Raw genomic sequence first — 24,608 nt, 5'->3', positions numbered from 1 at the left:
TCAGTTCCCCCATGCCGCACGAAATCTTGAATGGCACGGCCAGCTTATGACTTGCCGTGCAAGCCTGCGCGGATATCTATCGCGCAGCAAAGGCAATGGAGCGCGTGATGGCGAAGCAGGAAATTGAGATCAAGACGCAGGACGGCTCGGCCAGAGCGGGGCTGTTTCGTCCGGCGGCCACAGCCAAGGCTGGCGTCATCCTCTACATGGATGTTTTCGGCCCGCGTCCGGCGCTCGACCAGATGGCCGAGCGCCTCGCCGGAAATGGCTATGCCGTGCTGGTGCCCGATCTCTTCTATCGCAACGTGCCCTATGGCCCGTTCGATCCCAAGACGGCCTTTGCCGAGGAAAAGAGCAAGGCTGGGCTGTCGGCCTTGAGCGGCGGCACGACGCAGGACATGACCATTCGCGACGGCAGCGCCTTCCTCGATGCGCTGGTTGCTGAAGGTGTCGCCGGGCCGGTTGGTGTCGTCGGCTATTGCATGGGCGGCGCGCGGGCGCTGAATGCTGCGGCGACCTATCCCGATCGCATCGTTGCCGCGGCCAGTTTCCATGGCGGCAATCTGGCCAGCGATGCTCCCGATAGCCCGCATCGCAAGGCGGCGTCGATCAAGGCGCGTGTCTATGTCGGCACATCGGGTATCGACCGCAGCTTCCCGCCGGAACAGTCGGCGCGACTGGCCGAGGCATTGCGGGTGGCTGAAGTCGACCATGTCATCGAGAACTATGTCGGCATGGGGCATGGCTGGTGCGTGCCGGACCACAGCGTCTATGACGCTGCCGGCGCCGAGCGCCATTGGAAGCGGTTGATCACACTGTTTGCGGAATCTTTAGGGTAGCCGCGCAGCCCGTTTCATCGACGTCGCACCGACGTGTTCAAGGCCACGGCGGCGCGGATGAGCGCCTTTAGGGCTTCCTCGTTGATCGTCTCGCCTTCATGGAAGTCGATGGCGCGCCTGGTGTTGCCTTCGAGGCTGGAGTTGAAGAGACCGGATGGGTCTTCCAGCGCCGCGCCCTTGGCAAAGGTCATCTTGACGACAGCCTTGTAGGTCTCGCCGGTGCAGATGATGCCGGCATGTTCCCACACCGGAACGCCGCGCCATTTCCATTCCTCGACCACTTCGGGGTCGGCCTGCTTGATGAGCGCTCGCAGCCTGGCAAGCATCTCGCCGCGCCAATCACCCAGCTCCTCGATTCTCGCATCGATGAGCTGAGAGGGAGACTTCCCACTGGTTCCTTCCGTCGAGCCGCTCTTCTTCATGGTGTCGTCGATTCCTCCTTTGTTGTAGCGCCGCTCACATTCGTTCGCCGGGCAATTGGCTGGCTTGCTTCACCCAAGCGGCGAACTGGGCTTCGTCGAGCTCGTCGTCCACGTGGATGTCGAGGTAGCGCGTTTCCTTGGTCTTGGAAGCGCCAGGCGGGACGGGATGCAGTGACGCGCCGCGGAAGAAAGCCACTTTGACGTATTTCGTGAAGCAATGGATGCCGAGGAACCAGCCCTGGCCCTCGATGCCATAGAGCGGCGAGTTCCATTTGACTGCCTTGTGCACGACCGGCACGGTGCGCTCGATGAGCGCGTCGAGGCGGCGCCCGACGTCGCTCTTCCAGCCCGGCATGGCTGCGATGTAGGCCTGCACCGGGGCGTCGCCATAGGCCTTCGCGATCTGCGGATTGCCTCCCGAAAGCAGGGCCGGCTTCGTGCCGACCTGCTCGGGGGACGTCGATTTCCGGTGTGCCTTGGCCATCGTGCCTCCTATCCGCCCGCGCGTTGCTCGTCAGTCGACCGGGCGACATATGGCAACACGAACATGTACAGGCCGGAAAACAGCAGCAGGAAGAGCGGCAGGAGCGGCGAATAGACCACCCAGGCGGGAGGCTCCCCCAATCCCATGGCGACGAAGTTGGCGATGACGGTCAGCGTAAAGATGATCGACAGCCAACGGTGAATCTGGCGAATCCACTTGCTAAAGTTCAATGCGACCTCCTCTAAAAACGAATGTCGGGCCGCCCTACCAGCGCGCCAGCTGAGTGATCTGGACGAGGTTGCCGCAGGTGTCGTTCAACTGGGCGATGGTCGAGCCGGTCACTTCGGTAGGCGGCATGGCGAAACCGGCGCCGCGCCCCTTGATGCGCTCATAGTCGCCCTTGACGTCGTCGGTGAAGAACATCAGCGCGGGCTGGCCCTGCTTGAATATGGCCTGCTGGTAGGCCTTGGCCGCCGGATTGTCGTTGAGCGCCAGCTGCAGCTCGGTTCCTTCAGGCTCGTCAGGTGAAGCCACGGTCAGCCAGCGATACGGCCCGTTGCTGAAATCGGCCTTCTTGGTGAAGCCCAGCACGTCGGTGTAGAAGCCCAGGGCTTTTTCCTGGTCGTCCACGTAGACGCTGGTCAGCTTGATCTTCATCGTATCTCCTCCATTGGTCTCGTCAGCGGTGTACCGCTCTGTGAACACGGTGTGTGCTTTGAATTCAGTCTATCCGCGCCAGGACCTGCTCAAGGGCGGTAAGGAATCGTTGCCACCCGACCGTGGCGCCCTGGTAATATGGCCGTTGATCCGCCCGGAAGCCCGTCTGCTCCATGCGCAAATGGGTCCCAGCGCTCGTAGGCGTGAGCGTCCAGGTGACCACGCTCTCGAGATCCTTGGTGTCCCACGTGTAGGACAGCGTCTTGTTGGGCTCGACTGTCTGGACCTGGCAGTCGACGGCGCCCCAGTCCGCGCTAAGACTGAAACGATGGTCCACGACCGGCTTGAAGTTGTTCTTCATGAGCCACTCCCCGATCAGGTGCGGTTGGGTGAGCGCGCGCCAGATCTTTTCCGGCGGAAAAGGGATTTCACGTTCGACAATGACGGCGCGGGTTTCGGTCGCAGTATTGGTCATTGGTCCATTCTTTTAAGCAGGTCTTCGAGTTCGTCGAACCGGGTTTCCCAGAACCCGGCCATCTGGCTTGTCCAGTCGATCAGCGGCGAAAGCGCGCCGAGCTGGGCGCTATAATGGGTCTGTCGTCCTTCATGGCGGTCGCGCACCAGCCCGGCCTGCCTCAGAAGGCCGAGATGCTTTGAGACGGCTGGTTGCGAGACTCCGGATTGAGACGTCAGTGCGCCGACAGTCTGCTCTCCTTCCCGGCACAGGCGCTCGAAGATAGCGCGCCGGGTCGGATCGGCCAGGGTTCTGAAGAGGACATCATGAGCGTTCGGCATCTGTGATCGATAACCTGCTGGCTATTGATTGACGTATAACTGTCGGGATATGGATATGTCAAGCGGGAACGGGTTCTGGGCTGGTCAGGGACACGACCCGACCGTTTCCGAAAAAAATCTTTCCATCACCCCAAGGAATCGCCATTAGCCTGCGTCCAACAGGCAAATGATGGCGATGATGCTCGACGAAAGCGAAGCCTCCGACGCCGAATTGATCGGGCGGGCGAAGGGCGGAGACAGGGGTGCCTTCGGCAAATTGCTCGAAAGGCACTACGGCTTCGTCTATCGCGCCGCCTATCGCTGGTGCGGCAGGAAGGCCGACGCCGAGGATATCGCCCAGGAAGTCTGTGTCAGGCTCGGCCGCGCGATCCGCGACTATCATGGCCGCGGCGCCTTCACGACATGGCTCTACACCATGACGCTGAACGCGGCGCGTGACATGATGCGCAAGACCGCCCGCGACACCGCAAAGACCGAAGCCTATGGCGTGCACGCGCTGATCTCGGGCGAGGCCGAAGACGATCCGGAGGATCCGGCCGAGGCGCTGTGGGTAGCGGTGCGCAAGCTGCCGGACAAGCAGCGCGACGCGGTGCTTCTGGTCTATGGCGAAGGCTTGAGCCACGCGGCCGCCGCCGAGGCGATGGCGATCTCGGAGACGACGGTTTCCTGGCATATCCATGAAGCGAAGAAACGGCTGAAGATCTTGATGCGTTCAGCCGGGGAAGTGTGACCATGGTCGACGACAACGAACTCGAGAGGCTGCGCGACATCGCAGCACCGGCACCCGGCGAGGACGCCAAGGCGCGTGCCTTCGCGGCCGCCATGCGCGCCTATGATTTGGAAGAAAAAACTTTTGCCGCCGCCCAAGGATCGGTTGGCGGGCTTCGTCTCACAGAGCGAGCACAAAAGCTCTGGAGAGAGATCATGCAAAAGAAACTCATCGCCACGCCGGCCCTTGCCGGGCTCGTCGCCCTGCCGATCGCCGGATACGCCACCTTCCACATGCTGAGGGAACAGCCGTCGACATTCGCCGGCGACGAGAAGATCACGGAGACGCTGGCCGACAAGCCGGCGACCAACGGGCCGGCGACGGTGAAGCCGGTGCCTGCCGAGGCCGACAAGCTGAAGAAAGACACCGACAGCGAAAGCCGCGACGCTGCGGAAGAGCTGGGCGCGCCGGCTTCGCAGCCGAAATCCGAAGCGCAGGAAGTGGGTGGCCTGGTGCGGCAGGACGCGCTTCAGCGCACCGAGCCGGCGCCTGCGCCGACGGCCAACGGCGTGGTTGCCCTCGATGGTGGCGCCTCGGCCCCGGCGGATGCCGCGCGGGGCCGCATCCCTGGCACGACAGCCGAGTCCAAGTTGATGGTGCAGCCGTCGACCGCGCCCGTGGATCAGTTGCTGCCGCAACCGGAAAACAACGATCGTGTCGAGGGCTTCAAGAGCAATCCGGTGCATGCCGCACTCGAGGATCCGGTTTCGACCTTCTCGATCGACGTCGACACCGCCTCCTATTCTTTCGTGCGGCGCTCGCTGAAGGAAGGTTATCTGCCGCAAGCCGATACGGTCCGGGTCGAGGAGATGGTCAACTACTTCCCCTATGATTGGAAGGGGCCGGACTCCGCATCGACTCCGTTCAACTCGACCGTCAGCGTCATGCCAACCCCGTGGAACGAGCACACCAAGCTGATGCACGTCGCCATCAAGGGCTTTGACGTCAAGTCGGTCGAGCAGCCAAAGGCCAATCTGGTGTTCCTGATCGACGTGTCGGGCTCTATGAACGAACAGGACAAGCTGCCGCTCTTGCAGTCGGCCTTCCGCCTGCTGGTCAGCAAGCTGAAGCCTGACGACACCGTCTCGATCGTCACCTATGCCGGTGATGCCGGCACCGTCCTGGAGCCGACCAAGGCTACCGAGAAGGACAAGATCCTCCATGCCATCGACACCTTGACGCCCGGCGGCAGCACAGCCGGTGAGGCGGGTATCAAGGAAGCCTACAGGCTGGCGCAGAAATCCTTCGTCAAGGACGGCGTCAACCGTGTGATGCTCGCCACAGACGGCGACTTCAATGTCGGGCAGACAGATGACGACGACCTGAAGCGATTGATCGAGCAGGAGCGCAAGACCGGCGTCTTCCTGTCGGTGTTCGGCTTCGGTCGCGGCAATTTGAACGATCAGATGATGCAGACCATCGCCCAGAACGGCAACGGCACCGCCGCCTATATCGATACGCTCGCCGAGGCCGAGAAGGTCCTGGTCGAAGACGCGTCCTCGACGCTGTTCACCATCGCCAAGGACGTGAAGATCCAGGTCGAGTTCAATCCGAACAAGGTCTCGGAGTACCGGCTGATCGGCTATGAAACCCGCGCGCTCAATCGCGAGGACTTCAACAACGATCGCGTCGATGCGGGCGACATCGGTTCCGGACATTCGGTGACGGCGATCTACGAGATCACGCCGAAAGGGAGTGGCGGCGAGCAGATCGACCCGCTGCGCTATGGCCAGGCAACGGTGAACAATGGCGGCGTCGCCAATGCGGACGAATATGCCTTCGTCAAAATCCGCTACAAACTGCCCAATGAGGACGTTTCGAAGCTGATCACGACGCCGGTCACCTCGGCCAATGAGGTCGCGTCCTTCGACCAGGCCGGCACCGACCAGCGCTTCTCCGTCGCTGTCGCAGCCTTCGGCCAGAAGTTGCGCGACGAGGATGCGACCGCGAAGTTCGGTTACGACAAGATCATCGAGATTGCCACCGCCGCCCGAGGAGCCGACCCGTTTGGGTACAGGTCGGAATTCCTGTCGCTTGTGCGCCTTGCCTCGGCGCTGGGCGGTAACCGGTAGTGGCAATGAGGGCCGGTTCCATTCAGACGGGATCGTTCTGATAGGGGGAGCCGGCCTACGGGCGGGTGAGGCAGGCCGGCGAGGGTTCTTCCCTTGCCGGCCTTTTTTTCGACTGGCGCTGCCGGCAATCGTTAAATTGCGCGGCATTTCCGGAACAGGATCGCAATTCCCTCTTGTTATGCAGGGCTAATGTACGGGCTTGTGGGGGCCGGAATTGCTGATCAGAGACATTGCGACTTCAATGCCGGCTGCACGGGACGTTCAGTCGACCGCTTCGCAAGCGCCTTCGCCGGAACTCAGACGCATCAGCGATGATGTCGCCGCCGCCAGGAACACCGCAATGTCGGCACTGAACAATGACCGTTTCCGGGTCATGCTGGAGCAGATCAGCGACCCACAGTCGTCGGGAGCCCTGATGACGATGCGCAGCGATGCGGCCGGTACGGATTTCAAGTCGGCTCAGTCGAGCTACGCCGAAAACAGCGAATAGCCGAAACAGCGAACAGTCAGGCCGATCGGATCAGGCCCGGCCGCGACGCCGTTCGCGGCGGGCTTCGCTGGTCTCGGCGGTGTTTGCGGTCGCCACCTTGTTGCGCATCGGGCCAATGCGCTCGACGATCGTTTCGACGGTCGGCCGGCCTTCTTTGGTGTGTGCGTCGAGCGCCTTGCGCATGGCGGCAAGATGCTGGAACGAGGTGCCGCAACAGCCGCCGACGATCCTTGCGCCGGCATCGACGGCGAGCCGGACATAGTCGGCCATCAGCTCCGGCGTGCCGGAATAGTGGATCTCGGTGCCGCGGAATTCCGGAATGCCACAATTGCCCTTGACGATCACCGTCGCCTCCGGCTTCGCGTCGGTCATGTCGAGCAGCGAAGCGAGGATATCGGACGCGCCGACGCCGCAATTGGCGCCAACGCCGAGCGGGGCTGTGGACAAGCCGTCGACGACGCCGTGGATGTCCTTCGGCAGCAGGCCCATCATGGTGCGGCCGGCGGTGTCGAAAGAGCCGGTATAGGTGTAGGGCAGGCCGACGCGGATCGCCGCTTCGGCGGCGGCGCGGATCTCGTCCGGCGCCGACATGGTCTCGATCCAGGCGACTTCGGCGCCGCCGTCCTTGAGACCTTCGATCTGTTCGGCAAAGGCGTCGACCGCCTCGTCATAGGTCATGGCGCCGAGCGGCACCAGAAGTTCGCCGGTCGGGCCGACCGAGCCGGCGACGATCACCTTGCGGCCGGCCTTGTCGGCCACCGCGCAGGCGATCTCGGCGGCGCGCTTGTTCAGCGCATGCACGCGGTCCTGCGCATGGTGCAGCTTCAGCCTGTGGCGGGTGCCGCCGAAGGAATTGGTCAGGATGATGTCGGCGCCGGCATCGACAAAGTTCTGGTGCAGGCTGGTGATGGTGGCGGGCGCGGTCTCGTTCAGCAGTTCCGGCGCTTCGCCGGCCTCGAGCCCCATCGCGAACAGATTGGTGCCGGTGGCGCCATCGGCGAGCAGAACGCCTTTCTCGGCAAGCAGCGCTTCGATCGGATTGGTCATGATGGCATACGCCTTCCAGGATTTATTGAGATAACGATATAAAGAACTCTTTATATGACGTCAATGAAAACCGGGGTAGACACGCATCAAAATCGCATATCGGCCAGCCTTTGCGCGAAGGCAGCCGATTCATGGGCGTTGATGTCGGCGGCGCGGATCAGATTGTCGAAATGGCTGGTCAAGGTACGGATCGGCTGCGTCGCGTTCAGCACCAGATACATGTCGCCGACATAGATGGCGGCGCGATAGGGTCCAAAAATGGTGTAGGGGATCGAATAGCGCATGCGCCCGTCATAGAGGAACAGGCGGAATGTCGGGTAGAGGTCGTCGAGCAGCGTCGCCATGTGCAGGAGCTGCTGGCGGCGGTCCGTCTCGGGGAAACGATCCCACACACCAAGGCCGCGCGCAAAGATCTCCAGCGTGTGGCGAGGCATGCAGACTTCCATGTCGGTCTCCGGCCGCCGGTTGTAGTCGATGCGGTACTGTGTCTCGCCGGCCTGCGCCTCGCGGCTCTTGTTGGTGATGCCGGCCTCGTAGTCGACCAGCGCTTCGGTGCGCAGAAGGTCCGGAATGCCGGCCGGCACGTAGCGTATCTTGGTGCCCGCGGCCTCGGCATGCCATTTGGCAAGCAGCGTGCGGTCGAAGCCGTCGGGGGCTTCCTCGATCTCGAGGCTCTCGCGGATTTCGCCGGTGACGCCCTCGTCCTGGCTCAAGCCCAGCAGCCAGTCCAGCGACACTTTGAATTCGGCGGCAATGTTGAGCAGCGTTTCGGCACGGGGCAGGCGGGTCGAGGCGCCTGAGAGGAGCTGCGATAGCGCCGAACGGTCGATGCCGACCGCGGTTGCGAAGGCCGACTGGTTCAGATCCGACCGTGTCAAGAGCATTTTCAGGCGCTCGCGGAAGATCGTCGACAGGTCACGTTTGTCCATAGTTTCGCTCCAGTATGAGGGAGGAAAAATTTGCTCTGTGGCCGCCGGGATCGCGGTTCAGGCGTAAATGAATCCCTATGGCTGTTTACAATATATAACATGTGCGGCTGAAAATGCGCAGTCTCAACAGTTTGTGCGCATTGTCGCGTTGCTGCAACCCGACACTCCTGACACAATGCTGTCAGGAATCAGAGGGGTTCCGGCGACTGAAAGGCAGTGGTCGATAGCATGACGAGCATAGGCAAGAGACGCAGCAGTACACCGGCCATCGAATGGCCGACCGTGTTTCTCACCCTTTTCTGTTACGGCGTCTGGCTCGTGGCCGGCTTCCTTGTCTGGCCCTCCTATCCGATCCTTGCCCTCGCCATCCTGGCTTTTACCGCCGCTCTGCAATCATCGATTATGCACGAAGTGCTGCACGGTCATCCGACCCGCAACGCACGGATCAACGAAGCCTTCGTCTTCCTGCCGATCGGCCTTGTCTGGCCGTTCCGCCGGTTCAAGACCATTCATCTGCGGCATCACGCGGACGAGCGGCTGACCGATCCGCTCGACGATCCCGAAAGCTATTATAAGGCGCTCTGGCACCACGACGACTTGCCGCCGGCGATGAAATTCCTGCTGAAGATCAACAACACCATGGTTGGCCGCTTCTTCCTCGGTCCCTGGCTGTCCTGCATCGGCTTCTTCATCGACGATGCCAAGCAGATCGCCGCCGGCGACAAGGCGATCCGCAAGGCCTGGCTGCTGCACGCAATCGGCCTCGCCGTGGTGTTGCCGGTTGTCCAGTTCGGCTTCGGCATTCCGATCTGGCTCTACATTCTGGTGCCGGTGTGGCTCGGCCAGTCGCTGATTTCGATCCGCACCTATGCCGAACACCAGTGGTCGGAACATCCCGAGGGCCGCACGGTGATCGTCGAGCGCTCGCCGCTGTCCTTCCTGTTCCTCAACAACAATCTGCATTTCGTCCACCACAAGAGCCCGACAGTGGCCTGGTACCGGCTGCCGAAGCTGTTCCGCGACCGTCGCGACGAGTGGCTGCGGATGAACAATGGCTATGCCTATCCGAACTATTTCGCCCTGCTCAAGGCCTATGCCTTCAAGGCCAAGGAGCCGATCGTCCACCCGGTGCTGCGGCGCGCGCCGGAGCCGGGCCGGGCGTTCAAGCCACGCGTCAGGGCGCGCAGCCTCTCGGGGCTTGGCAGTGCGCCGGTTCCCGCCGAGCCGCCGAAGGAATGATTTCTGCGGCATTGCCGGCGGGATAGCCGGGCGCTTGGCGTCCATGATCTTGTCAGTTTCCAACAATAGCGGTCCAATCCCGGCATGAGCGAATTCGTTGCGGCGTTGCCGATGTATGACTGGCCCGAAATGCGGAGCGAGGTCGATGCCCGATGGGCGCGGCTGCGGGACGCCTTCCGGCAGCGAGGGATCGATGCGCCGGAGACGATCGCGCGTGCCAATGGCGATCTGCCGCCGGTGCCGGGCGGCATTCGTGACGGCGACGGCATGGTCATCGCGCCCGATCCGGCGACGCTGCCGCCGGACGAACTGGACCTTCACAAGCTCTGGCTGCACCCGGCGCTGCTCTTCGGGCAGACCTGCTGGGGGCCGATGGAGCTTGGACTCGCCGAACACGTGCAGGTGGTCGCCCAGCCGAGCTACGATGCCTATGAAGGCGGGCAGGGCGAACTCTATTCAAGCGCGCTGGTGATGCCGGCGGATGGCGGCCCATCGGTTGCGTCGCCGGATGACGGCGCTCCGCTGATCCCGCTCGATCTCCTGCGCGGCAAGCGCTTCACCTTCAACGACACGGGTTCCATGTCGGGCTTCCTCGGATTGAAGCGCGATCTTGAAGCGATGGGCGAAAGCCTCGACCTCTTTGCATCGCGCAGCCTGAGCGGCGGCCACCGGTCCTCGATCGTCGCCATCGCCGAGGGCAAGGCGGATGTTGCGGCCATCGACTGTGAGAGCTGGGCGCTGGCGCAGCGCTTCGAGCCGGCGGCGCGGCACGTGAAGGTCGTCGGCTGGACGGGCCGGCGCAAGGGCCTGCCGTTGATCACCGCCAGGACGACGCCGGAGAAGACGGTGGCCGCCTTGCGGGAAGCCGTCGCGGGTCTCCGATAGGCTCAGCCCAGCAGCCGCTCGTCGAGCGGGTAGGTCGACAGCTGCTCGTTGCCGGTCTCGGTGATCAGGATCTGCTCCTCGATCTTGACGCCCTCGTGCCCGCCCAGCCGGCCTATATAGCTTTCGACGCAAAGCACCATACCAGGTTCGATCACGCCGTCCGGCGTATCCGCCGTCCAGTCGCTCGCATGCGGCAGCGTCGGATACTCGTCGGCCAGACCGACGCCGTGATAGAGCACGCCGTAGCGGGTCGGAAAGCAATCGCCAGGCGGTACCGCGGAGCGTACGACAAGGTCGCGGAAGGACGTGCCCGGCCGCATCAGCGCGGTGTTGTGGGCAATCTGGTCTGCGGCGATGCGGTAGAGATCGCGTTGCTCGTTCGTCGGCCGCCCGTCGCCGCAAAGCCAGGTGCGCGACAGGTCGGCGCAGAAGCCGTAAGGGCCGATCAGGTCGGTGTCGAAGGCGACCAGGTCTCCCGCTTCGATGACACGCGACGAGCATTCCTGGAACCAGGGATTGGTGCGGGGACCTGATGACAGCAGCCGGGTCTCGATCCATTCACCGCCGCGCGCGATATTGCCGCGGTGCAGTTCGGCCCATAGTTCGTTTTCGGAAATGCCAGGCTTCAGCGCGTGCTCCATCTCGCCCATTGCCGCCTCGCAGGCGACGATGGCGCGGCGCATGGCGAGGATCTCGTCTGATGATTTTATCAGCCGCGCATTCTCCATCACGGCTTCACCATTGCCGATGGAGATGCCAAGGCGGGCAAGTTCCTCGACGCCTTCCGGATTGATGTGGTCGACCGCGATGCGGCTGTTGCCGCCGCCATGTTCCCTGACCAGATCGGCGATGCCGGCGGCCCAGCGGCGCACTTTCAGCTCCGTCAGTTCACCGCTGTAGAGATACATCCATGACACGGCCGGGCGTACTTCGTCGACGACGCCCGAATGGTCGGACAGGTGCTCGCAGGAAAAATAGTCGAACAGCACGACCGGGCCTTCGGTGGCGACGAAGCAGTGGCGGGTCGGATTGTGCGCGACCCAGAGCTGCATGTTGGTCGAGTCGGTCGCGTAGCGGATGTTGACGGGATCGTAGAGCAGGGCGCCGGCATAGCCACGACGCTTCAGCTCGGCGCGGATGCGCTCGAGTCGGTATTTGCGCATCGCCGGCAGATCGGGCGCGGCAATGCCTGCCGCTGCCCACTCGTCTTCGGCAATCGCGCCGTAGCCAAGAACATGCTGGTTGAGCGAAGCCGCCTTCTGGCGCGAGTCCTCGCGCAGCGCCTCGATCGAGCCGGGCTCGAACGGCATGATCTTGCGATGCCGGCCGAAGCTGCCCTTTGGCGCCGCGCTGTCCATGGTCGAAACCTCAGGTCCGCATCTTCTCGCCGCTCGGATCGAAGGGAGCTTCGACATTGATGCGGGCTGGGCGACGGTGGCCGAGGATCTCGATCTCGAACAGGCCGGCGCTTTCATCCTCGGACAGCGCTGCCGGAACGTAGCCTTGCGCCATCGACTTCTGCACATAGTGCGCATAGCCGCCCGACGTGACCCAGCCGACCACGCGCCAGTCGCCGTCGACGATGCCGCGCACCGCCGAAGCGCCTTCGGCGGCCTTCGAGCCGCGCACTTCCGTGCCTGATGTGTCGAAGCGTGGCGCGCCGTAGCCATGCGGCTTTTCCACCGTGCCGTAATCCTTGCTGACCTTGGCCCAGATCGGTTCGTCGCCCATGACGTCGGCGTCCGCCGCGTCGACGATGAAGGAAACGCGGCGCAGTTTTGGTCCTTCGGCGTGCTCCTTCGCCGATGCCTCGCGGCCGATGAAGTCGTTCTTTTCCAGCTTGATGAAGCGGTCCATCGAGCCTTCGAACGGGCCGTAGATCGGCCGCAACTCGCGGAACCAGGTCGGGAAGTTCTTCTCAAGGCGCATCGACAAGAGCGCGCGCATGCCGAAATCGACCAGGCCGAATTCCTCGCCGGCGTCCTTGATGGCCTTGTAGACCAGGCGCTGATAGGCCGGCGCCATCCAGATTTCGTAGCCGAGATCACCGGTATAGGTGATGCGGTTGACCATGCAGGGCGCACCGCCGACCGCCATCTCGCGGAAATCCATGAAGCGGAAGGCCTTGGTCGAGATGTCGACATCGACCAACTTCTGCAAAAGGTCGCGGGATTTCGGTCCGGCGATCGAAAGACCCACCAACGTCTGGTCGAAGCGGTGGATGCGCACCGAACCGTCCTTCGGCAGATGCTTTTCGAACCAGCGCATATGGTACTTCTGCGCGGCGGACGAGCCCCAGATCATGAAGCGGTCTTCACCGGCCTTGGCGATGGTGAAGTCGCCGATCAGCTTGCCGAATTCGTTGACCATCGGCGTCAGCACGATGCGGCCGATCTTGGGCATGCGGTTGGTCATCAGCCTGTTGAGGAACTCCTCCGCCGCCGGTCCGGACACTTCGTATTTGGCGAAGTTGGCGATCTCGGTGACGCCGACGCGCTCGCGTGTGGCGCGCACTTCCTCGCCGATCGGGCCGAAATCGTTCGAGCGGTGGAAGGAGACGATGTCCTTCGGCTCCTTGCCCTTCGGTGCGAACCAGAGCGGTGTCTCCAGGCCCCAGCTGTCGCCCATCACCGCGTTGTTGGCGAGCATGGTGTCGTAGAGCGGTGTCGTCTGGGCGGGTCGAGCGGCCGGCAATTCCTCGTTGGGGAAGCGGATCGAGAAGCGGCGCGAATAGTTTTCACGGACCTTGGCGTTGGTGTAGCGCAGGCTCGCCCATTCGCCGAAGCGCGCGACATCCATGCCCCAGACGTCGAAGCCGGGATCGCCATGGACCATCCAGTTCGACAGCGCGAGACCGACGCCGCCGCCCTGGCTGAAGCCGGCCATGACGGCGCAGGCGCACCAGAAATTGGTCAGGCCCTGCACCGGGCCGACCAGCGGGTTGCCGTCGAGCGCGAAGGTGAAGGGGCCGTTGATGATCTGCTTGATGCCGGCCTTCTCGATGCCGGGGAAATGCTTGAAGCCGATCTCCAGCGACGGCGCGATGCGGTCGATGTCGGGCTGCAGCAGCTCGTGACCGAAATCCCACGGCGTGTTGACCGGCGACCACGGCTTGCAGGCTTTCTCGTAGGTGCCGAGCAGGATGCCGTTGCGTTCCTGGCGGGTGTAGATCTCGCCCTTGAAGTCGAGCACGCCGATCATCTCGCGGCCGGTCGACTTGTTGAATTCCTCGACCTCCGGCATCGGCTCGGTGAGCAGGTACATGTGCTCCATGGCCAGGACCGGCAGTTCGACGCCGACCATGCGGCCGATCTCGCGCGCCCACAGGCCGCCGCAATTGACGACATGCTCGGCCTTGACCGTGCCTTGCTCGGTGACGACGTTCCAGGTGCCGTCGACCTCCTGCGTCAGTTCGACAACGCGGTTGCGCAGCACGATTTCGGCGCCGAGCTTCTTCGCCGCCTTGGAGTAGGCGATGGTGGTGCCGGAGGGATCGAGATGGCCTTCGACCGGGTCCCACATGGCGCCGACGAAATTGCTCTCGTCCATCAGCGGAAACATCGCCTTGGCTTCAGACGGTGTGATCAGTTCGGTGTCCATGCCGAGATAGCGACCCTTGGCGTGGGCGAGCCGCAGGAAGTCCATGCGCTCGGGCGTATCGGCCATCATCACACCGCCGGTGAGGTGCAGCGAACAGGACTGGCCGGAAATCTCCTCGATCTCCTTGTAGAGCTGCACCGTATAGGCCTGCAGCTTGGCGACGTTGGGATCGCCGTTCAGCGTATGGAAGCCGCCCGCCGCGTGCCAGGACGAGCCGGAGGTCAGCTCCGAACGCTCGATCAGCATGATGTCGGTCCAGCCGGCCTTGGCCAGGTGATAGAGCACCGAGCAGCCGACGACACCGCCGCCGATGACAACCGCTTTAACGTTAGATTTCATGAAGATAGGTCCGTCTTTGCGTAAATTGAATCAGGTTATTGGTCAGCGATGCGCGCGCCTCGAAACGGAAGTCAACGTGCCGCTACTTGTCGGTCAGAAATCGGTCGGCGCGCCGCCTTCGGCGCGGCGCTTGTCGACGAAGTCGTTGAGTTCCTCGCGGATCGCCGGGTCGATGTAAGGTTCCTCATAGGAAGCCAGCCGCTCCTTCCAGACCTTGTTTGCCTTCTCGATCGCGGTCGGCGATCCAGCTTCCGCCCAGGTCTCGAAATTGCGCCAGTCGGAAAGGATCGGCGAATAGAAGGCGGTCTTGTAACGGTCCTGCGTATGCTGGGTGCCGAAGAAATGGCCGCCCGGGCCGACCGACTGAATGGCGTCGAAGCCCAGCGCCTCCTCGGACAGGTCGAGCGGGGTCAGGAATTCGGCCACCATCTGCAACAGGTCGATGTCGAGGATAGTCTTCTCGTAGGAGCAGCGCAGGCCGCCTTCGAGCCAGCCGGCCGCATGCATCATCAGATTTCCGCCGCCCTGGATGGCGCCCCAAAGCGAGAACACGCTTTCATAGGCGGCCTGCGCGTCGACCGTGTTGGCGGCGCAGGTGTTGGAGGTGCGGTAGGGGATGTTGTAGCGGCGGGCGAGCTGGCCGCCGACCAGCTGCGCCTTCATGTATTCGGGTGTGCCGAAGGCCGGCGCGCCGGACTTCATGTCAACATTGGAGGTGAAGCCGCCATAGCCGACAGGCGCGCCCTTCCTCACCATCTGCGCGAAGGCGATGCCGGACAATGCCTCGGCGTTCTGCTGCACCAGCGCGCCGGCGATGGTCACCGGGGCCATCGCGCCGGAGAGCGTGAACGGGGTGACGATGACGACCTGGCCCTTGCTCGACATCTGGATGATGCCTTCCATCATCGGCACGTCGAGCTTGAGCGGCGAATTGGTGTTGATGATGGTGAAGACCGACGGTTGCTCGAGCAACTGTTCGTGGCTGATGCCGCGTGCGATCCTGGCGATCTCGATGCCGTCGACATTGCGCTCCTTGCCGAGCGAATAGATGTGGAACACCTTGTCGGTAAGCAGGCTGAGGTCGCGGATGCATTCGAGGTGGCGGACCGACGGATGGATGTCGATCGGTTCGACCGGGTAGCCGCCGGTGCAGTTCAGGATGTTGTGCATCTGCGTCAGCCGCAGGAAGTTGCGGTAGTCCGCCTGGTTGCCGGGCCGGCGGCCGCGATCGATATCGGAGCAGTTAGGCGCCGACGCCATCATCGAGATGATCAGATTGTTGCCGCCGAAGCGCACATTGTGCGCGGGGTTGCGGGCATGGATGGTGAATTCAGACGGGCAGTTCGAAACCAGCTCGAGGATCATGTCGCTGTCGAAGCGCACCCGCTCGCTGCCTTCGCGCACATCGGCGCCATGGGCCTTCATGATGCGTCTTGCTTCGTCATGCAGCACGTCGACGCCGATTTCCCTGAGCACCCGCAAGGAGGCGAGGTGGATCGATTCCAGCTCGTCGTCGGAGACCAGCTTGGTCGGCGTCAGAGGGTTTCTGAGCTGACGAAAGGGCGGCTGCTCGAACGCGGCCGAGCCGCCGGCGCGCTTTCCCGCGCGGCCGCCGCGACGGGCGCGGTCGGTTGCCAGTGCCGGTTCGGCGGGATGAAGGGCGGCGGTCATGACAGGCCTCATGGAATGCGAAAGTGGGCGGCATAATGGACCGGCGGCAATGCTGCCGGTACGGAGGCGGCGACCACTAGGGCGATGGAAGCGACATGCCGGAAGGGCAGCAGGATTGCTGGTACCTGCGTCGCCCAGGTGACTTGGCGCAGCGGATTTGCCGGGGCGGCCCTTCCTTTTCCCAGATCGAACCGCTAGCCGGATAGCTTACCGGCCGCAGGTAGGCGTTTTCACAGGGATGGCAGCATGGTCGCGACCGATTCGCGAGATGGCGAGGCGGCAACGCAATGGGCGGCGCTTGCCGGCGTCACTGCGGCGCTCGCCATGTTCGGCGCCGCGCAAGGGCTGAGCTATCCGCTGTTCACGCTCTTGATGCAGCGGCAAGGCATGTCGCCTGCGCTGATCGGGCTTTCCGCCGCGATGATGCCGGTTGGCCTGATTCTCTCGGCGTCGTTCGTGCCGGCTGCCGTGCGGCGCTTCGGGGCGCGCAATCTCGCCGTCGGCTGTTCGCTGGCCGGCGCGGTGTGCTTTTTGGCCATCGGCTATCTGCAGGATTGGGTTGCGTGGTTCATCCTCCGCTTCCTCGTCGGCGTGGTCATCAACCCGCTCTATGTGCTTGGCGAGGTCTGGGCGCTGTCGCTGGCGCCACCGTCGCGCCGGGGCAGGGTGATGGGGGTGTTCAACGCGCTGATGGGCGCCGGCTACGCGGCGGGGCCATTGATCCTGATCACCGTCGGCGCGTCGGGATGGCCTCCTTTCATCGCCGCGATTGCAGGTTTTGCGCTCTGCGCGCTGATCCTGCGCGCCGTGTCGTCGAAGCTCACCGGCTTCGAGGAAGACGGCCAGGCCTCCGGCGGCCTTGTCGGCTTCGCCAGGCTGGCGCCGGCGCTGCTGCTGGCGGTTCTGGTTTCGGCGGCGGTGCAGCAAAGCACTTATGCGCTTATCCCTGTCTTCGGTACCGGCTACGGCTTACCCGAGGCGAAGCTGGCGGCGCTGGTGACGGCGCTGTCGGCCGGCAACATCCTCTTGCAGATCCCGCTTGGGCTGATGGCGGAACGCTTCGGCGGCCGGGCGATGATCGTTTTTTGCGCGCTGGCGACGGCGGCTTGCGCGCTGTCGCTGCCGGTGCTGATCACGACGCCGCTGGTCTGGCCGGTGCTGGTGGTGATGGGCGCGGTCGGCTACGGCGTCTACACGATGGCGCTGGTCGAGCTTGGCAGTCGCTTCAGGGGAACAGCGCTTGTCGCCGGCAACGCCGCCTTCGCGCTGATGTGGGGTGCCGGCGGCATCGTCGGCCCGCCCGGCGCGGGCGCGCTGATGCAGGCGATCGGCCCGCTCGGCGTGCCGGCGGTGATCGCCGGGCTCGATGCGGTGTTGATTGCCTTCGCGCTGTATCGCTCGGCCAGGCGCAAAAACTCCTGACAGGCTTTGGCTGGAGCAAGCGGTTTTCGCCGGCGGGGCTTACGACCGTCGAGGCGAGCCGCTAAGGCTGCCCACATGGATTTGGCGGAAACGAGCAGAGACGAGCCGATGCAATGGGCGGCGATCACGGGTGTGATCGCGACCGTTTCCGTCTTCGCCATCGCGCAAGGGCTTTCCTATCCGCTGCTGAGCTTCATCCTGCAGCGCCAGGGCGTCTCGCCGGCCATGATCGGGCTTTCGGCGGCGATGACGCCTGTCGGCTTCATCCTGTCGTCGCCACTGATACCTGGCCTGGCACGGCGGTTCGGGGCAGGGCGCACGGCGCTGACCTGCGCAGCCCTATCCGCACTCGTGCTGGCGTTGATCGGCTGGACGCAGAACGTCTATCTGTGGTTCCCGCTGCGCTTCCTGATCGGCGTGGTCACCAACCCGCTCTATGTTCTTAGTGAGATCTGGGTGATCGCACTTGCCCCACCGTCGCGGCGCGGTCGCGTCATGGGCGTCTATTCGACGATCATTTCGGCCGGTTTCGCCGCCGGTCCGCTCTGCCTGCTTGCCGTCGGCACCGAAGGCTGGCCGCCGTTTCTGGTGGGGATTGCCGCCTTCGTTTTTTGCGGTGGCTGCCTGGCGCTGGTGCTGCCTCGGTTGCCTAAGGTCGACGAGGCCGGGCACGGGGTTTCGGTGATGGGGTTCATGCCGATGGCCTGGCTGCTGCTGTCGACGGTCGTCGTGGCCGCCGGCTTCGAGCAGGCGGTTCTGGCGCTGCTTCCGGTCTATGGCACCCATTACGGCATTGCCGAAGTCCGTATGTCGGCGCTGCTGTCCGTGATGATTGCCGGCAACATCGCCATGCAGGTGCCGCTCGGCCTGCTGGCGGAAAGGCTGACAGCGCGGCTGGTGCGGTTCATCTGCGTGTCGCTGACCGTGCTCGGCTGCGCGCTGTTGCCGCTGCTCATCGAGACGCCGCTGATCTGGCCGTGCGTCTTCCTCTGGGGCGCGGTTTCCTATGGCATCTACACGATGTCGATCATCGAGCTTGGCGAGCGTTTTACAGGCTCGGCGCTGGTTGCCGGCAATGCCGCCTTCTCGCTGATGTGGGGCGTCGGCGGCATTCTCGTGCCGCCGCTCACCGGCGGCGTCATGGATGTGATCGGCGCGCCCGGCCTGCCGTTCACGCTCGGCGCTATCTGCCTGGCGCTGGCGGTGGCTACCATCTTGCGTCGGCGGATGGTGTAAGGCGAGGTGGGGCAGCCCCTCAGTCGTTTTGCCGTCTGAAAATGGCCCAAAGATCGCAATCGGCGTGGTGTTCCGGCGGATAATATTTAGTGCGCAGCGCCCGCTGAATTTCCACGGCGCGCTCAAAGTTCGAGATCAGTCCGACGCTGGACAGTTCCGAGTTCGCGAATGCTTCCGGAAAGCCTCCGCAATTGGTCAATGCACTGTTGCCGACGTCCTTGTCCATAAGGTCGTACCCAAGGAATACGAACCCGTCCCAATCAAGCAAGCTTACATCCGCCGAAGGTCGTCGGATCACACCAAGAATGTTCAGATTGATCGTGTCGTCGAGCTCGGAAAGGAGGAAGTCCAAATCCACGAAGAAATTGAGCATGTTGTCTTCGTGAACGATATGGGGCCAGTGAGTGTCTTTCGTTTCCGGGAGTGCGAAGTGGCAGAGCATACCATCGAGTGTGACGACCTCGGTGAGTTGGGTGAGGCCCGACCACTCGACGTACTTTTTCCATCCAATGCCGCCGGACGGGCCAAATTTTTCGACTGCGATGTAAAGCCGTTGCATCAGGGTTTCTTCGCTGCTCGGGCAGATGGCAGGGTGTAATCGTTTTTACCTGTTCCGGTTGAATGTCGGTAGCGCCATGCCGATGTTTGTGGCACCCAGCTGACGAATTTTTCCGGAGGCCACATGACCAAGTCGATCGCACCGAGGCTGCAAGAGCCAGCCGGGGAGACCCAGGACCCCTTCCTCTGGCTGGAAGACCGGACGAGCAAACAGGCGCTCGACTGGGTGCATCGCCAGAATGAAGTGACGGTCGGCGAATTGCAGGGTGACCCGTCCTACCAGGCGGCGTTCGAAACCGCGCTCGACCTGATGACGGCCGAGGACAACATCGCCGTTGGCGCCGCGCTCAATGGCCATGTCTACAATTTCTGGCAGGACAGGACCAATGTTCTGGGCCTCTGGCGCCGCACGACGGTCGCCTCCTACAAGACCGACAAACCGCAATGGGAAACGATCATCGACTTCGACGTGCTCTCGGCCAAAGAGGGCATCAAATGGGTGTTCAGCGGGGCGAGCCGCCTCTATCCCGACTTCACCCTCTGCCTGGTCTCGATGTCACCGGATGGCGGCGATGCCAGCGAGATGCGCGAGTTCGACATCGCGGCGAAATCCTTCGTCGAGGACGGCTTTCGCGCGCCAGCCTCGAAGTCGGGCTTCTCCTGGCTGGACAGGGACACTGTCATTGTCTCGGCCGCCTTCGAGGAGGAGGACAAGACCCAGTCCGGCTATCCACGCGTGGTCAAGCTCTGGCGGCGCGGCACGAAACTGGAGGACGCGACGCCGATCTTCGAGGCCGAAAAACAGGATCTCGCGGCCGGCGGCGGGGTCGAGATCGACGGCGACAGGCGGCATTTGTTCCTCGCCCGCACCATCGACTTCTTCTCCTCGCACAGCTTCCTGCGGCTGCCTTCAGGCGAGAACAGGCGCATCCCGCTGCCGGACGACGTCACCGACACGGCTATCTTCAAGGGGCAGCTCATCTTCGGCGTGCGCAGCCCGTGGACTGCACCTGACGGCACGCACTGTCTGTCCGACGCTCTGTATTCGGTGGATTTCGAGCGCTGGATCGAAACCGGGGTGCTGGGGCCTGTCGAAACCGTGCTCGAACCGGCGCACCGGGTCTCGATCGCCGGGCTCGCGCGCACAGAGGAGCGACTGTTCATCAATCTGATGGACAATGTGCGCGGCAAGGTCATCGCCTGCGACCGCGTCGGCAGCGGCTGGTCGCTGAAGCCCGTCGCGCTGCCCGAAAACGGCAATGTCGGCATCAGCCATGCCGAGCATTTCGGCGCCAGCGTGTCCTTCTCCTTCACCGATTTCCTGACGCCGAGCTCGATCATCTGGTCGGACAATGATGGCGAGACGCTGGCGACGGTGAAGGCGCAGCCGGCGCGTTTCGACGCTTCGCCCTATGTCTCCGAGCAGTTCGAGGCGCGCTCGAAGGACGGCACCATGATCCCGTATTTCGTCGTCCGGCGGCGCGACCAGAAAGGGCCGGTGCCGACGCTGCTCTACGGCTATGGCGGTTTCGAAGTGCCGCTGCTGCCCGGCTATGCCGGCGTGCGCGGCAGGCTCTGGCTGGAGAAGGGCAATGCCTATGTGCAGGCCAACATCCGCGGCGGTGGCGAGTTCGGCCCGGCCTGGCACCAGGCGGCGCTCAAGGGCAACCGCCAGAACGCCTTCGACGACTTCGCCGCGGTTGCACAGGATGTCGTCAGGCGCGGCATCGCCACCGCGGCTTCGCTCGGTATCCAGGGCGGCTCGAATGGCGGCCTGCTCACCGGCGTTTCGCTGACCCAGCGCCCTGAGCTATTTGGTGCCGTCATCATCGACGTGCCGCTGCTCGACATGCTGCGCTACACCGAACTGCCGCCCGGCGCTTCCTGGATGGCCGAATATGGCGATCCCTCGAAGCCGGAAGAGGCGGCGTGGCTTGGCGCCTACTCGCCCTACCAGCATGTCGAGGCCGACGCCGCCTATCCGCCGGTGTTCTTGACCACCTCGACCGCCGACGATCGCGTCCATCCCGGCCACGCGCGCAAGATGGCGGCGCGGCTGCAGGCCGCCGGCCATGCGAAAGCGCTGTTCTTCGAGGAGACCGAGGGCGGGCATGGCGGGCGCGGCGATCGCCGGCCGCAAGCGGCACAGGCCGCGATGCGCTATGTCTTTCTGCAGCGGGCTTTGACCGCGACGGCTTGAACACAAGGCCTCGGGCGGCTTAAGGTGCCGCCATGGCTCTGATGAAGACATCCAGCGCATTCGGGGTGGCGGTGACGCCGTCACCCCGCACGCTGCGTGCCGAGCTTCTGCGCCTGTGCGCCCGCATCGGCTATTCGCCACCGGTCTTCCTCTGACGAATCCGCCCCGGCTCCTGCCGGATTGGTTCCAGAGGAAAGACCAAAATCATGACCTATCAGAATTATTCGCTGAAGCAGCTTCAGCAGATCGACGCCGCGCACCACCTGCATCCGTTCACCGACCACAAGGAATTGCGCGAGGCCGGCTCGCGTATCATCACCCATGCCAATGGGCCGTTCATCTACGACGCCGACGGCACGGAAATCCTCGACGGCATGGCTGGGCTGTGGTGCGTTAATGTCGGCTACGGCCGCGACGAGCTGGCCGAGGCCGCCTATACCCAGATGAAGGAGCTGCCCTACTACAACTCCTTCTTCAAATGTTCGACACCGACGCCGGTGCTGTTGTCGAAGAAGCTCGCCGAACTGGCGCCCAGGGGCGTCAGCCAGGTGTTCTACGGCTCTTCGGGCTCAGAGGCCAACGACACGGCGCTGCGGCTCGTGCGCCACTACTGGGCGCTGGAAGGCAAGCCGGAGAAGAACCGCATCATCTCGCGCAAGATGGGCTATCACGGCTCGACCATCGCCGGCACCTCGCTCGGCGGCATGGAGCCGATGCACAAGCAGCTCGGCGGCGCGGTGCCCAACATCGTCCATGTGATGATGCCCTATGCCTATGAGCTGGCGCTGCCCGGCGAAAGCGACCACGATTTCGGCCTGCGCGCGGCCAAGGCGGTCGAGGACGCCATCCTCGAAGCCGGCGCCGACAAGGTCGCGGCCTTCATCGGCGAGCCGGTGATGGGCGCGGGCGGGGTGAAGATCCCGCCGATGAGCTACTGGCCGGAAGTGCAGCGCATCTGCCGCAAATACGATGTGCTGCTGATGCTGGACGAGGTCATCACGGGCTATGGCCGCACCGGCGAGTGGTTTGCCGCGCAAACCTTCGGCATCGAGCCCGACACCATCACCACGGCCAAGGCGCTGACCTCCGGCTATCAGCCGCTGTCGGCGCTTCTGGTCGGGGACCGCATCGCGGCGACGCTGGTCGAGAAGGGCGGTGAGTTCTACCACGGCTACACCTATTCCGGTCATCCCGTGGCCTGCGCGGTGGCGCTGAAGAACCTCGAGATCATCGAGCGGGAAGGCCTGGTCGACCGCGTCAAAAATGACACCGGACCTTACTTCGCCCAGGCGCTGCAGGAGCGCATCGCCGGCCACAATCTGGTCGGCGAAGTGCGCTCGATCGGATTGATGGGGGCGATCGAGATCGTCAAGGACAAGGCGACGAAGGAGCGTTACCTACCGTCGGGCAGTGCGGCCGTCGTCGTTCGCGACCACGCCATCGCGCAAGGCATGATGCTGCGCGCCACCGGCGACACGATGATCCTGTCGCCGCCGCTGATCTGGACGCGTGAGACGATCGACATGGCCTGCGAGCGCATCGCCAAGGCGCTCGACCTGGCGGAGGTGGATCTGCGCAAGCGCTGACCTGTACGGCCGGGCGTCAAGCGATAACGCCCGGCTGATTCCATTGCCGGCTATCATGGTCTAGAACCCGCAGTGCAATTTTGCCGATACGGAGGATCATGGCCGTACACCGCTCAACCAGCCCGCGATCGAAGGGTCAAAGCGCCGATCATCATGGTCAATGAAGACCATGTAGCGATTCCGGACGCGGCAGTCGGAATATGAGACTCGCCAGTTGAGCCGGCGGAAACGCAAAAACCGCGCCCCACCGGGAACGCGGCTTTGCCAGATACGCATGGCGTTTCGCCAACAAAACACTTGCGAAACTTACGGGCTCCGGTACGCGAGACCTGATCCGGAGCGCCGGGCGGATGCGATATGTCCGCCTCGCTGTCCGTTTTATAGGCACATCGTTACCGGCCGGTTATCGAGAACTTAAGCAAATCTAAATTTGCGCTCTTTCCGCCGAGAAAAGCGAAAAAAGCGCTGTGAAATTCGAAGCTTAATTGGAAGCGCCGCGCAGGAAATTTATAATGCCGGAAAAATCGGCGCCAGCATTCCCCTGCGCGTTGAACAGCGCGTAGAGCTGCGTCGCCTCGGCGCCGAGCGGCGTCACTGCGCCGGCGCCTTGGGCGGCCTCCTGCGACAGCTTCAGGTCCTTCAGCATGAGTGCGGCGGCAAAGCCGGGCTTGTAATCACGGTTGGCAGGTGACGCCGGAACCGGCCCTGGCACCGGGCAGTAGCTGGTCAGCGACCAGCATTGGCCCGACGAGGTGGACGCGACATCGAATAGCGCCTGGTGCGAAAGCCCGAGTTTTTCCGCCAGCACGAAAGCTTCCGCAACGCCGATCATCGAGATGCCGAGGATCATGTTATTGCAGATCTTTGCTGCCTGGCCGGCGCCGTCGCCGCCGCAATGGACGACGCGACCGGCCATCGGCTTGAGGACCGGCTCGGCCGCCGCGAATGCGTCGTCCGAGCCGCCGGCCATGAAGGTCAGCGTGCCGGCGGTGGCGCCGCCGGTGCCGCCGGAGACCGGCGCGTCGATCGACGCCAGCCCATGCCTGCTGGCGATGGCATGCGCCTTGCGCGCCGATTCGACGTCGATGGTCGAGGAATCGATGAACAGCGCGCCTTTCTTCGCCTTGGGTGCGATGTCCTCATAGACCGAGAGCACATGCTTGCCGGCCGGCAGCATGGTGATGACCGCATCGGCGTCCTTCACCGCGGCAACCGCATTGGCCATGATCACGACGCCATGCTCCCTGGCGACGGTGAGGTTCTCCGGCAGCAGGTCGAAGCCGTGCACTGCATGCCCAGCCTTGACCAAATTGGCGGCCATTGGATTGCCCATGTTGCCGAGGCCGATGAAGGCGATGGTGGTCATCG

24 protein-coding genes are annotated in these 24,608 nt (G+C 63.5%); 11 read left to right on the top strand and 13 right to left on the bottom strand.

Translation table 11 applies throughout. The features are described 5' to 3' along the window. The first annotated feature begins 107 nt into the window (after window positions 1–107). On the top strand, window positions 108–839 hold the full coding sequence (locus A6B35_RS21790; RefSeq protein ID WP_081482194.1) for a dienelactone hydrolase family protein: 732 nt from the start codon (window positions 108–110) through the stop codon (window positions 837–839). A gap of 14 nt (window positions 840–853) precedes the next feature. On the opposite strand, the gene A6B35_RS21785 is transcribed toward A6B35_RS21790, so the two are convergent. From A6B35_RS21785 to A6B35_RS21760, 6 genes are all read right to left on the bottom strand, one after another. Further along, complete coding sequence (locus tag A6B35_RS21785; protein ID WP_006203345.1) at window positions 854–1,261, bottom strand: DUF1801 domain-containing protein; 408 nt, start codon at window positions 1,259–1,261, stop codon at window positions 854–856. A 34-nt stretch (window positions 1,262–1,295) separates the two neighbouring features. Next, window positions 1,296–1,745: a DUF1801 domain-containing protein gene (locus A6B35_RS21780; protein WP_006203346.1), complete on the bottom strand. Its 450-nt coding sequence runs from the start codon at window positions 1,743–1,745 to the stop codon at window positions 1,296–1,298. Window positions 1,746–1,753: 8 nt separating this feature from the next. Then, a complete protein-coding gene (locus A6B35_RS21775) occupies window positions 1,754–1,975 on the bottom strand; it encodes a hypothetical protein (RefSeq protein ID WP_006203348.1) in 222 nt (73 codons plus the stop codon). Between the two features lie 34 nt (window positions 1,976–2,009). Beyond that, window positions 2,010–2,402: a VOC family protein gene (locus A6B35_RS21770; protein WP_006203349.1), complete on the bottom strand. Its 393-nt coding sequence runs from the start codon at window positions 2,400–2,402 to the stop codon at window positions 2,010–2,012. Window positions 2,403–2,466: 64 nt separating this feature from the next. Beyond that, window positions 2,467–2,877 (bottom strand): SRPBCC family protein, encoded by a 411-nt coding sequence (locus tag A6B35_RS21765; RefSeq protein WP_006203350.1) that lies wholly within the window; start codon window positions 2,875–2,877, stop codon window positions 2,467–2,469. Further along, the gene (locus A6B35_RS21760; protein WP_006203351.1) at window positions 2,874–3,197 is read right to left on the bottom strand and encodes an ArsR/SmtB family transcription factor; all 324 of its coding nucleotides are present in this window, start codon (window positions 3,195–3,197) and stop codon (window positions 2,874–2,876) included. Before A6B35_RS21760 ends, A6B35_RS21765 begins: the two co-directional genes overlap by 4 nt. 169 nt (window positions 3,198–3,366) lie before the next feature. Here A6B35_RS21760 and A6B35_RS21755 point away from each other — a divergent pair, with 169 nt between their 5' ends. From A6B35_RS21755 to A6B35_RS36690, 3 genes are all read left to right on the top strand, one after another. Further along, on the top strand, window positions 3,367–3,927 hold the full coding sequence (locus A6B35_RS21755) for an RNA polymerase sigma factor (protein ID WP_006203352.1): 561 nt from the start codon (window positions 3,367–3,369) through the stop codon (window positions 3,925–3,927). 2 nt (window positions 3,928–3,929) lie between these two features. Beyond that, a complete protein-coding gene (locus A6B35_RS21750; RefSeq protein WP_006203353.1) occupies window positions 3,930–6,038 on the top strand; it encodes a vWA domain-containing protein in 2,109 nt (702 codons plus the stop codon). Window positions 6,039–6,378: 340 nt separating this feature from the next. Then, window positions 6,379–6,528: a hypothetical protein gene (locus A6B35_RS36690; protein ID WP_120013064.1), complete on the top strand. Its 150-nt coding sequence runs from the start codon at window positions 6,379–6,381 to the stop codon at window positions 6,526–6,528. Between the two features lie 30 nt (window positions 6,529–6,558). Here A6B35_RS36690 and bmt read toward each other — a convergent pair whose 3' ends face one another. After that, window positions 6,559–7,575, bottom strand: coding sequence for a betaine--homocysteine S-methyltransferase (gene bmt / locus A6B35_RS21740; protein ID WP_006203355.1), 1,017 nt, complete (start codon window positions 7,573–7,575; stop codon window positions 6,559–6,561). Between the two features lie 86 nt (window positions 7,576–7,661). Beyond that, window positions 7,662–8,504: a helix-turn-helix domain-containing protein gene (locus A6B35_RS21735; RefSeq protein ID WP_006203356.1), complete on the bottom strand. Its 843-nt coding sequence runs from the start codon at window positions 8,502–8,504 to the stop codon at window positions 7,662–7,664. 228 nt (window positions 8,505–8,732) lie between these two features. Here A6B35_RS21735 and A6B35_RS21730 point away from each other — a divergent pair, with 228 nt between their 5' ends. Together A6B35_RS21730 and A6B35_RS21725 are read left to right on the top strand one after the other, a co-directional pair. Further along, a complete protein-coding gene (locus A6B35_RS21730) occupies window positions 8,733–9,743 on the top strand; it encodes a fatty acid desaturase (protein WP_006203357.1) in 1,011 nt (336 codons plus the stop codon). 84 nt (window positions 9,744–9,827) lie between these two features. Beyond that, window positions 9,828–10,628: a phosphate/phosphite/phosphonate ABC transporter substrate-binding protein gene (locus tag A6B35_RS21725; RefSeq protein ID WP_006203358.1), complete on the top strand. Its 801-nt coding sequence runs from the start codon at window positions 9,828–9,830 to the stop codon at window positions 10,626–10,628. A 2-nt stretch (window positions 10,629–10,630) separates the two neighbouring features. On the opposite strand, the gene A6B35_RS21720 is transcribed toward A6B35_RS21725, so the two are convergent. The 3 genes from A6B35_RS21720 to A6B35_RS21710 all read right to left on the bottom strand — a co-directional run bounded on the left by A6B35_RS21720 (window position 10,631) and on the right by A6B35_RS21710 (window position 16,238). Beyond that, window positions 10,631–11,986, bottom strand: a complete 1,356-nt coding sequence (locus A6B35_RS21720; protein ID WP_006203359.1) for a M24 family metallopeptidase — start codon at window positions 11,984–11,986, stop codon at window positions 10,631–10,633. 10 nt (window positions 11,987–11,996) lie between these two features. Next, window positions 11,997–14,567 carry a GcvT family protein gene (locus tag A6B35_RS21715; protein ID WP_006203360.1) on the bottom strand — a complete coding sequence of 857 codons (2,571 nt, stop codon included), beginning with the start codon at window positions 14,565–14,567 and terminating at the stop codon, window positions 11,997–11,999. Window positions 14,568–14,660: 93 nt separating this feature from the next. Then, on the bottom strand, window positions 14,661–16,238 hold the full coding sequence (locus A6B35_RS21710; protein WP_006203361.1) for a trimethylamine methyltransferase family protein: 1,578 nt from the start codon (window positions 16,236–16,238) through the stop codon (window positions 14,661–14,663). A 246-nt stretch (window positions 16,239–16,484) separates the two neighbouring features. Between A6B35_RS21710 and A6B35_RS21705 the strand changes: the two genes are divergently transcribed. Together A6B35_RS21705 and A6B35_RS21700 are read left to right on the top strand one after the other, a co-directional pair. Continuing rightward, window positions 16,485–17,660 (top strand): MFS transporter, encoded by a 1,176-nt coding sequence (locus A6B35_RS21705; protein WP_006203362.1) that lies wholly within the window; start codon window positions 16,485–16,487, stop codon window positions 17,658–17,660. 75 nt (window positions 17,661–17,735) lie between these two features. Next, window positions 17,736–18,896: an MFS transporter gene (locus tag A6B35_RS21700; protein ID WP_040583090.1), complete on the top strand. Its 1,161-nt coding sequence runs from the start codon at window positions 17,736–17,738 to the stop codon at window positions 18,894–18,896. A gap of 19 nt (window positions 18,897–18,915) precedes the next feature. On the opposite strand, the gene A6B35_RS21695 is transcribed toward A6B35_RS21700, so the two are convergent. Beyond that, complete coding sequence (locus tag A6B35_RS21695) at window positions 18,916–19,455, bottom strand: hypothetical protein (RefSeq protein ID WP_006203364.1); 540 nt, start codon at window positions 19,453–19,455, stop codon at window positions 18,916–18,918. A 123-nt stretch (window positions 19,456–19,578) separates the two neighbouring features. Here A6B35_RS21695 and A6B35_RS21690 point away from each other — a divergent pair, with 123 nt between their 5' ends. From A6B35_RS21690 to A6B35_RS21680, 3 genes are read left to right on the top strand one after another with little or no spacing between them, the layout of a single operon-like run. After that, a complete protein-coding gene (locus A6B35_RS21690) occupies window positions 19,579–21,654 on the top strand; it encodes a prolyl oligopeptidase family serine peptidase (RefSeq protein ID WP_006203365.1) in 2,076 nt (691 codons plus the stop codon). Between the two features lie 32 nt (window positions 21,655–21,686). Beyond that, window positions 21,687–21,809: a hypothetical protein gene (locus A6B35_RS21685; protein WP_006203366.1), complete on the top strand. Its 123-nt coding sequence runs from the start codon at window positions 21,687–21,689 to the stop codon at window positions 21,807–21,809. Window positions 21,810–21,860: 51 nt separating this feature from the next. After that, window positions 21,861–23,240, top strand: a complete 1,380-nt coding sequence (locus tag A6B35_RS21680; protein ID WP_006203368.1) for an aspartate aminotransferase family protein — start codon at window positions 21,861–21,863, stop codon at window positions 23,238–23,240. 481 nt (window positions 23,241–23,721) lie between these two features. Here A6B35_RS21680 and mmsB read toward each other — a convergent pair whose 3' ends face one another. After that, window positions 23,722–24,606 (bottom strand): 3-hydroxyisobutyrate dehydrogenase, encoded by an 885-nt coding sequence (gene mmsB / locus A6B35_RS21675; RefSeq protein WP_006203369.1) that lies wholly within the window; start codon window positions 24,604–24,606, stop codon window positions 23,722–23,724. Window positions 24,607–24,608 lie beyond the last annotated feature (2 nt).

The sequence above is a fragment of the Mesorhizobium amorphae CCNWGS0123 genome, from assembly GCF_001686985.1.
Lineage (GTDB): Bacteria > Pseudomonadota > Alphaproteobacteria > Rhizobiales > Rhizobiaceae > Mesorhizobium > Mesorhizobium amorphae.
This window is presented reverse-complemented; position numbering and strand designations above follow the sequence as displayed.

Bases quoted from the DNA above. Each gene is read 5' to 3' on its own strand.
- A6B35_RS21685 (WP_006203366.1), top strand. From the start codon at position 21,687: ATGGCTCTGATGAAGACATCCAGCGCATTCGGGGTGGCGGTGACGCCG.
- mmsB (WP_006203369.1), bottom strand. From the start codon at position 24,606: ATGACCACCATCGCCTTCATCGGCCTCGGCAACATGGGCAATCCAATG.
- A6B35_RS21760 (WP_006203351.1), bottom strand. From the start codon at position 3,197: ATGCCGAACGCTCATGATGTCCTCTTCAGAACCCTGGCCGATCCGACC.
- A6B35_RS21785 (WP_006203345.1), bottom strand. From the start codon at position 1,261: ATGAAGAAGAGCGGCTCGACGGAAGGAACCAGTGGGAAGTCTCCCTCT.
- A6B35_RS36690 (WP_120013064.1), top strand. From the start codon at position 6,379: ATGTCGGCACTGAACAATGACCGTTTCCGGGTCATGCTGGAGCAGATC.
- bmt (WP_006203355.1), bottom strand. From the start codon at position 7,575: ATGACCAATCCGATCGAAGCGCTGCTTGCCGAGAAAGGCGTTCTGCTC.
- A6B35_RS21780 (WP_006203346.1), bottom strand. From the start codon at position 1,745: ATGGCCAAGGCACACCGGAAATCGACGTCCCCCGAGCAGGTCGGCACG.
- A6B35_RS21695 (WP_006203364.1), bottom strand. From the start codon at position 19,455: ATGCAACGGCTTTACATCGCAGTCGAAAAATTTGGCCCGTCCGGCGGC.
- A6B35_RS21770 (WP_006203349.1), bottom strand. From the start codon at position 2,402: ATGAAGATCAAGCTGACCAGCGTCTACGTGGACGACCAGGAAAAAGCC.
- A6B35_RS21690 (WP_006203365.1), top strand. From the start codon at position 19,579: ATGACCAAGTCGATCGCACCGAGGCTGCAAGAGCCAGCCGGGGAGACC.
- A6B35_RS21715 (WP_006203360.1), bottom strand. From the start codon at position 14,567: ATGAAATCTAACGTTAAAGCGGTTGTCATCGGCGGCGGTGTCGTCGGC.
- A6B35_RS21735 (WP_006203356.1), bottom strand. From the start codon at position 8,504: ATGGACAAACGTGACCTGTCGACGATCTTCCGCGAGCGCCTGAAAATG.
- A6B35_RS21700 (WP_040583090.1), top strand. From the start codon at position 17,736: ATGGATTTGGCGGAAACGAGCAGAGACGAGCCGATGCAATGGGCGGCG.
- A6B35_RS21790 (WP_081482194.1), top strand. From the start codon at position 108: ATGGCGAAGCAGGAAATTGAGATCAAGACGCAGGACGGCTCGGCCAGA.
- A6B35_RS21720 (WP_006203359.1), bottom strand. From the start codon at position 11,986: ATGGACAGCGCGGCGCCAAAGGGCAGCTTCGGCCGGCATCGCAAGATC.
- A6B35_RS21705 (WP_006203362.1), top strand. From the start codon at position 16,485: ATGGTCGCGACCGATTCGCGAGATGGCGAGGCGGCAACGCAATGGGCG.
- A6B35_RS21755 (WP_006203352.1), top strand. From the start codon at position 3,367: ATGGCGATGATGCTCGACGAAAGCGAAGCCTCCGACGCCGAATTGATC.
- A6B35_RS21750 (WP_006203353.1), top strand. From the start codon at position 3,930: ATGGTCGACGACAACGAACTCGAGAGGCTGCGCGACATCGCAGCACCG.
- A6B35_RS21765 (WP_006203350.1), bottom strand. From the start codon at position 2,877: ATGACCAATACTGCGACCGAAACCCGCGCCGTCATTGTCGAACGTGAA.
- A6B35_RS21730 (WP_006203357.1), top strand. From the start codon at position 8,733: ATGACGAGCATAGGCAAGAGACGCAGCAGTACACCGGCCATCGAATGG.
- A6B35_RS21710 (WP_006203361.1), bottom strand. From the start codon at position 16,238: ATGACCGCCGCCCTTCATCCCGCCGAACCGGCACTGGCAACCGACCGC.
- A6B35_RS21725 (WP_006203358.1), top strand. From the start codon at position 9,828: ATGAGCGAATTCGTTGCGGCGTTGCCGATGTATGACTGGCCCGAAATG.
- A6B35_RS21680 (WP_006203368.1), top strand. From the start codon at position 21,861: ATGACCTATCAGAATTATTCGCTGAAGCAGCTTCAGCAGATCGACGCC.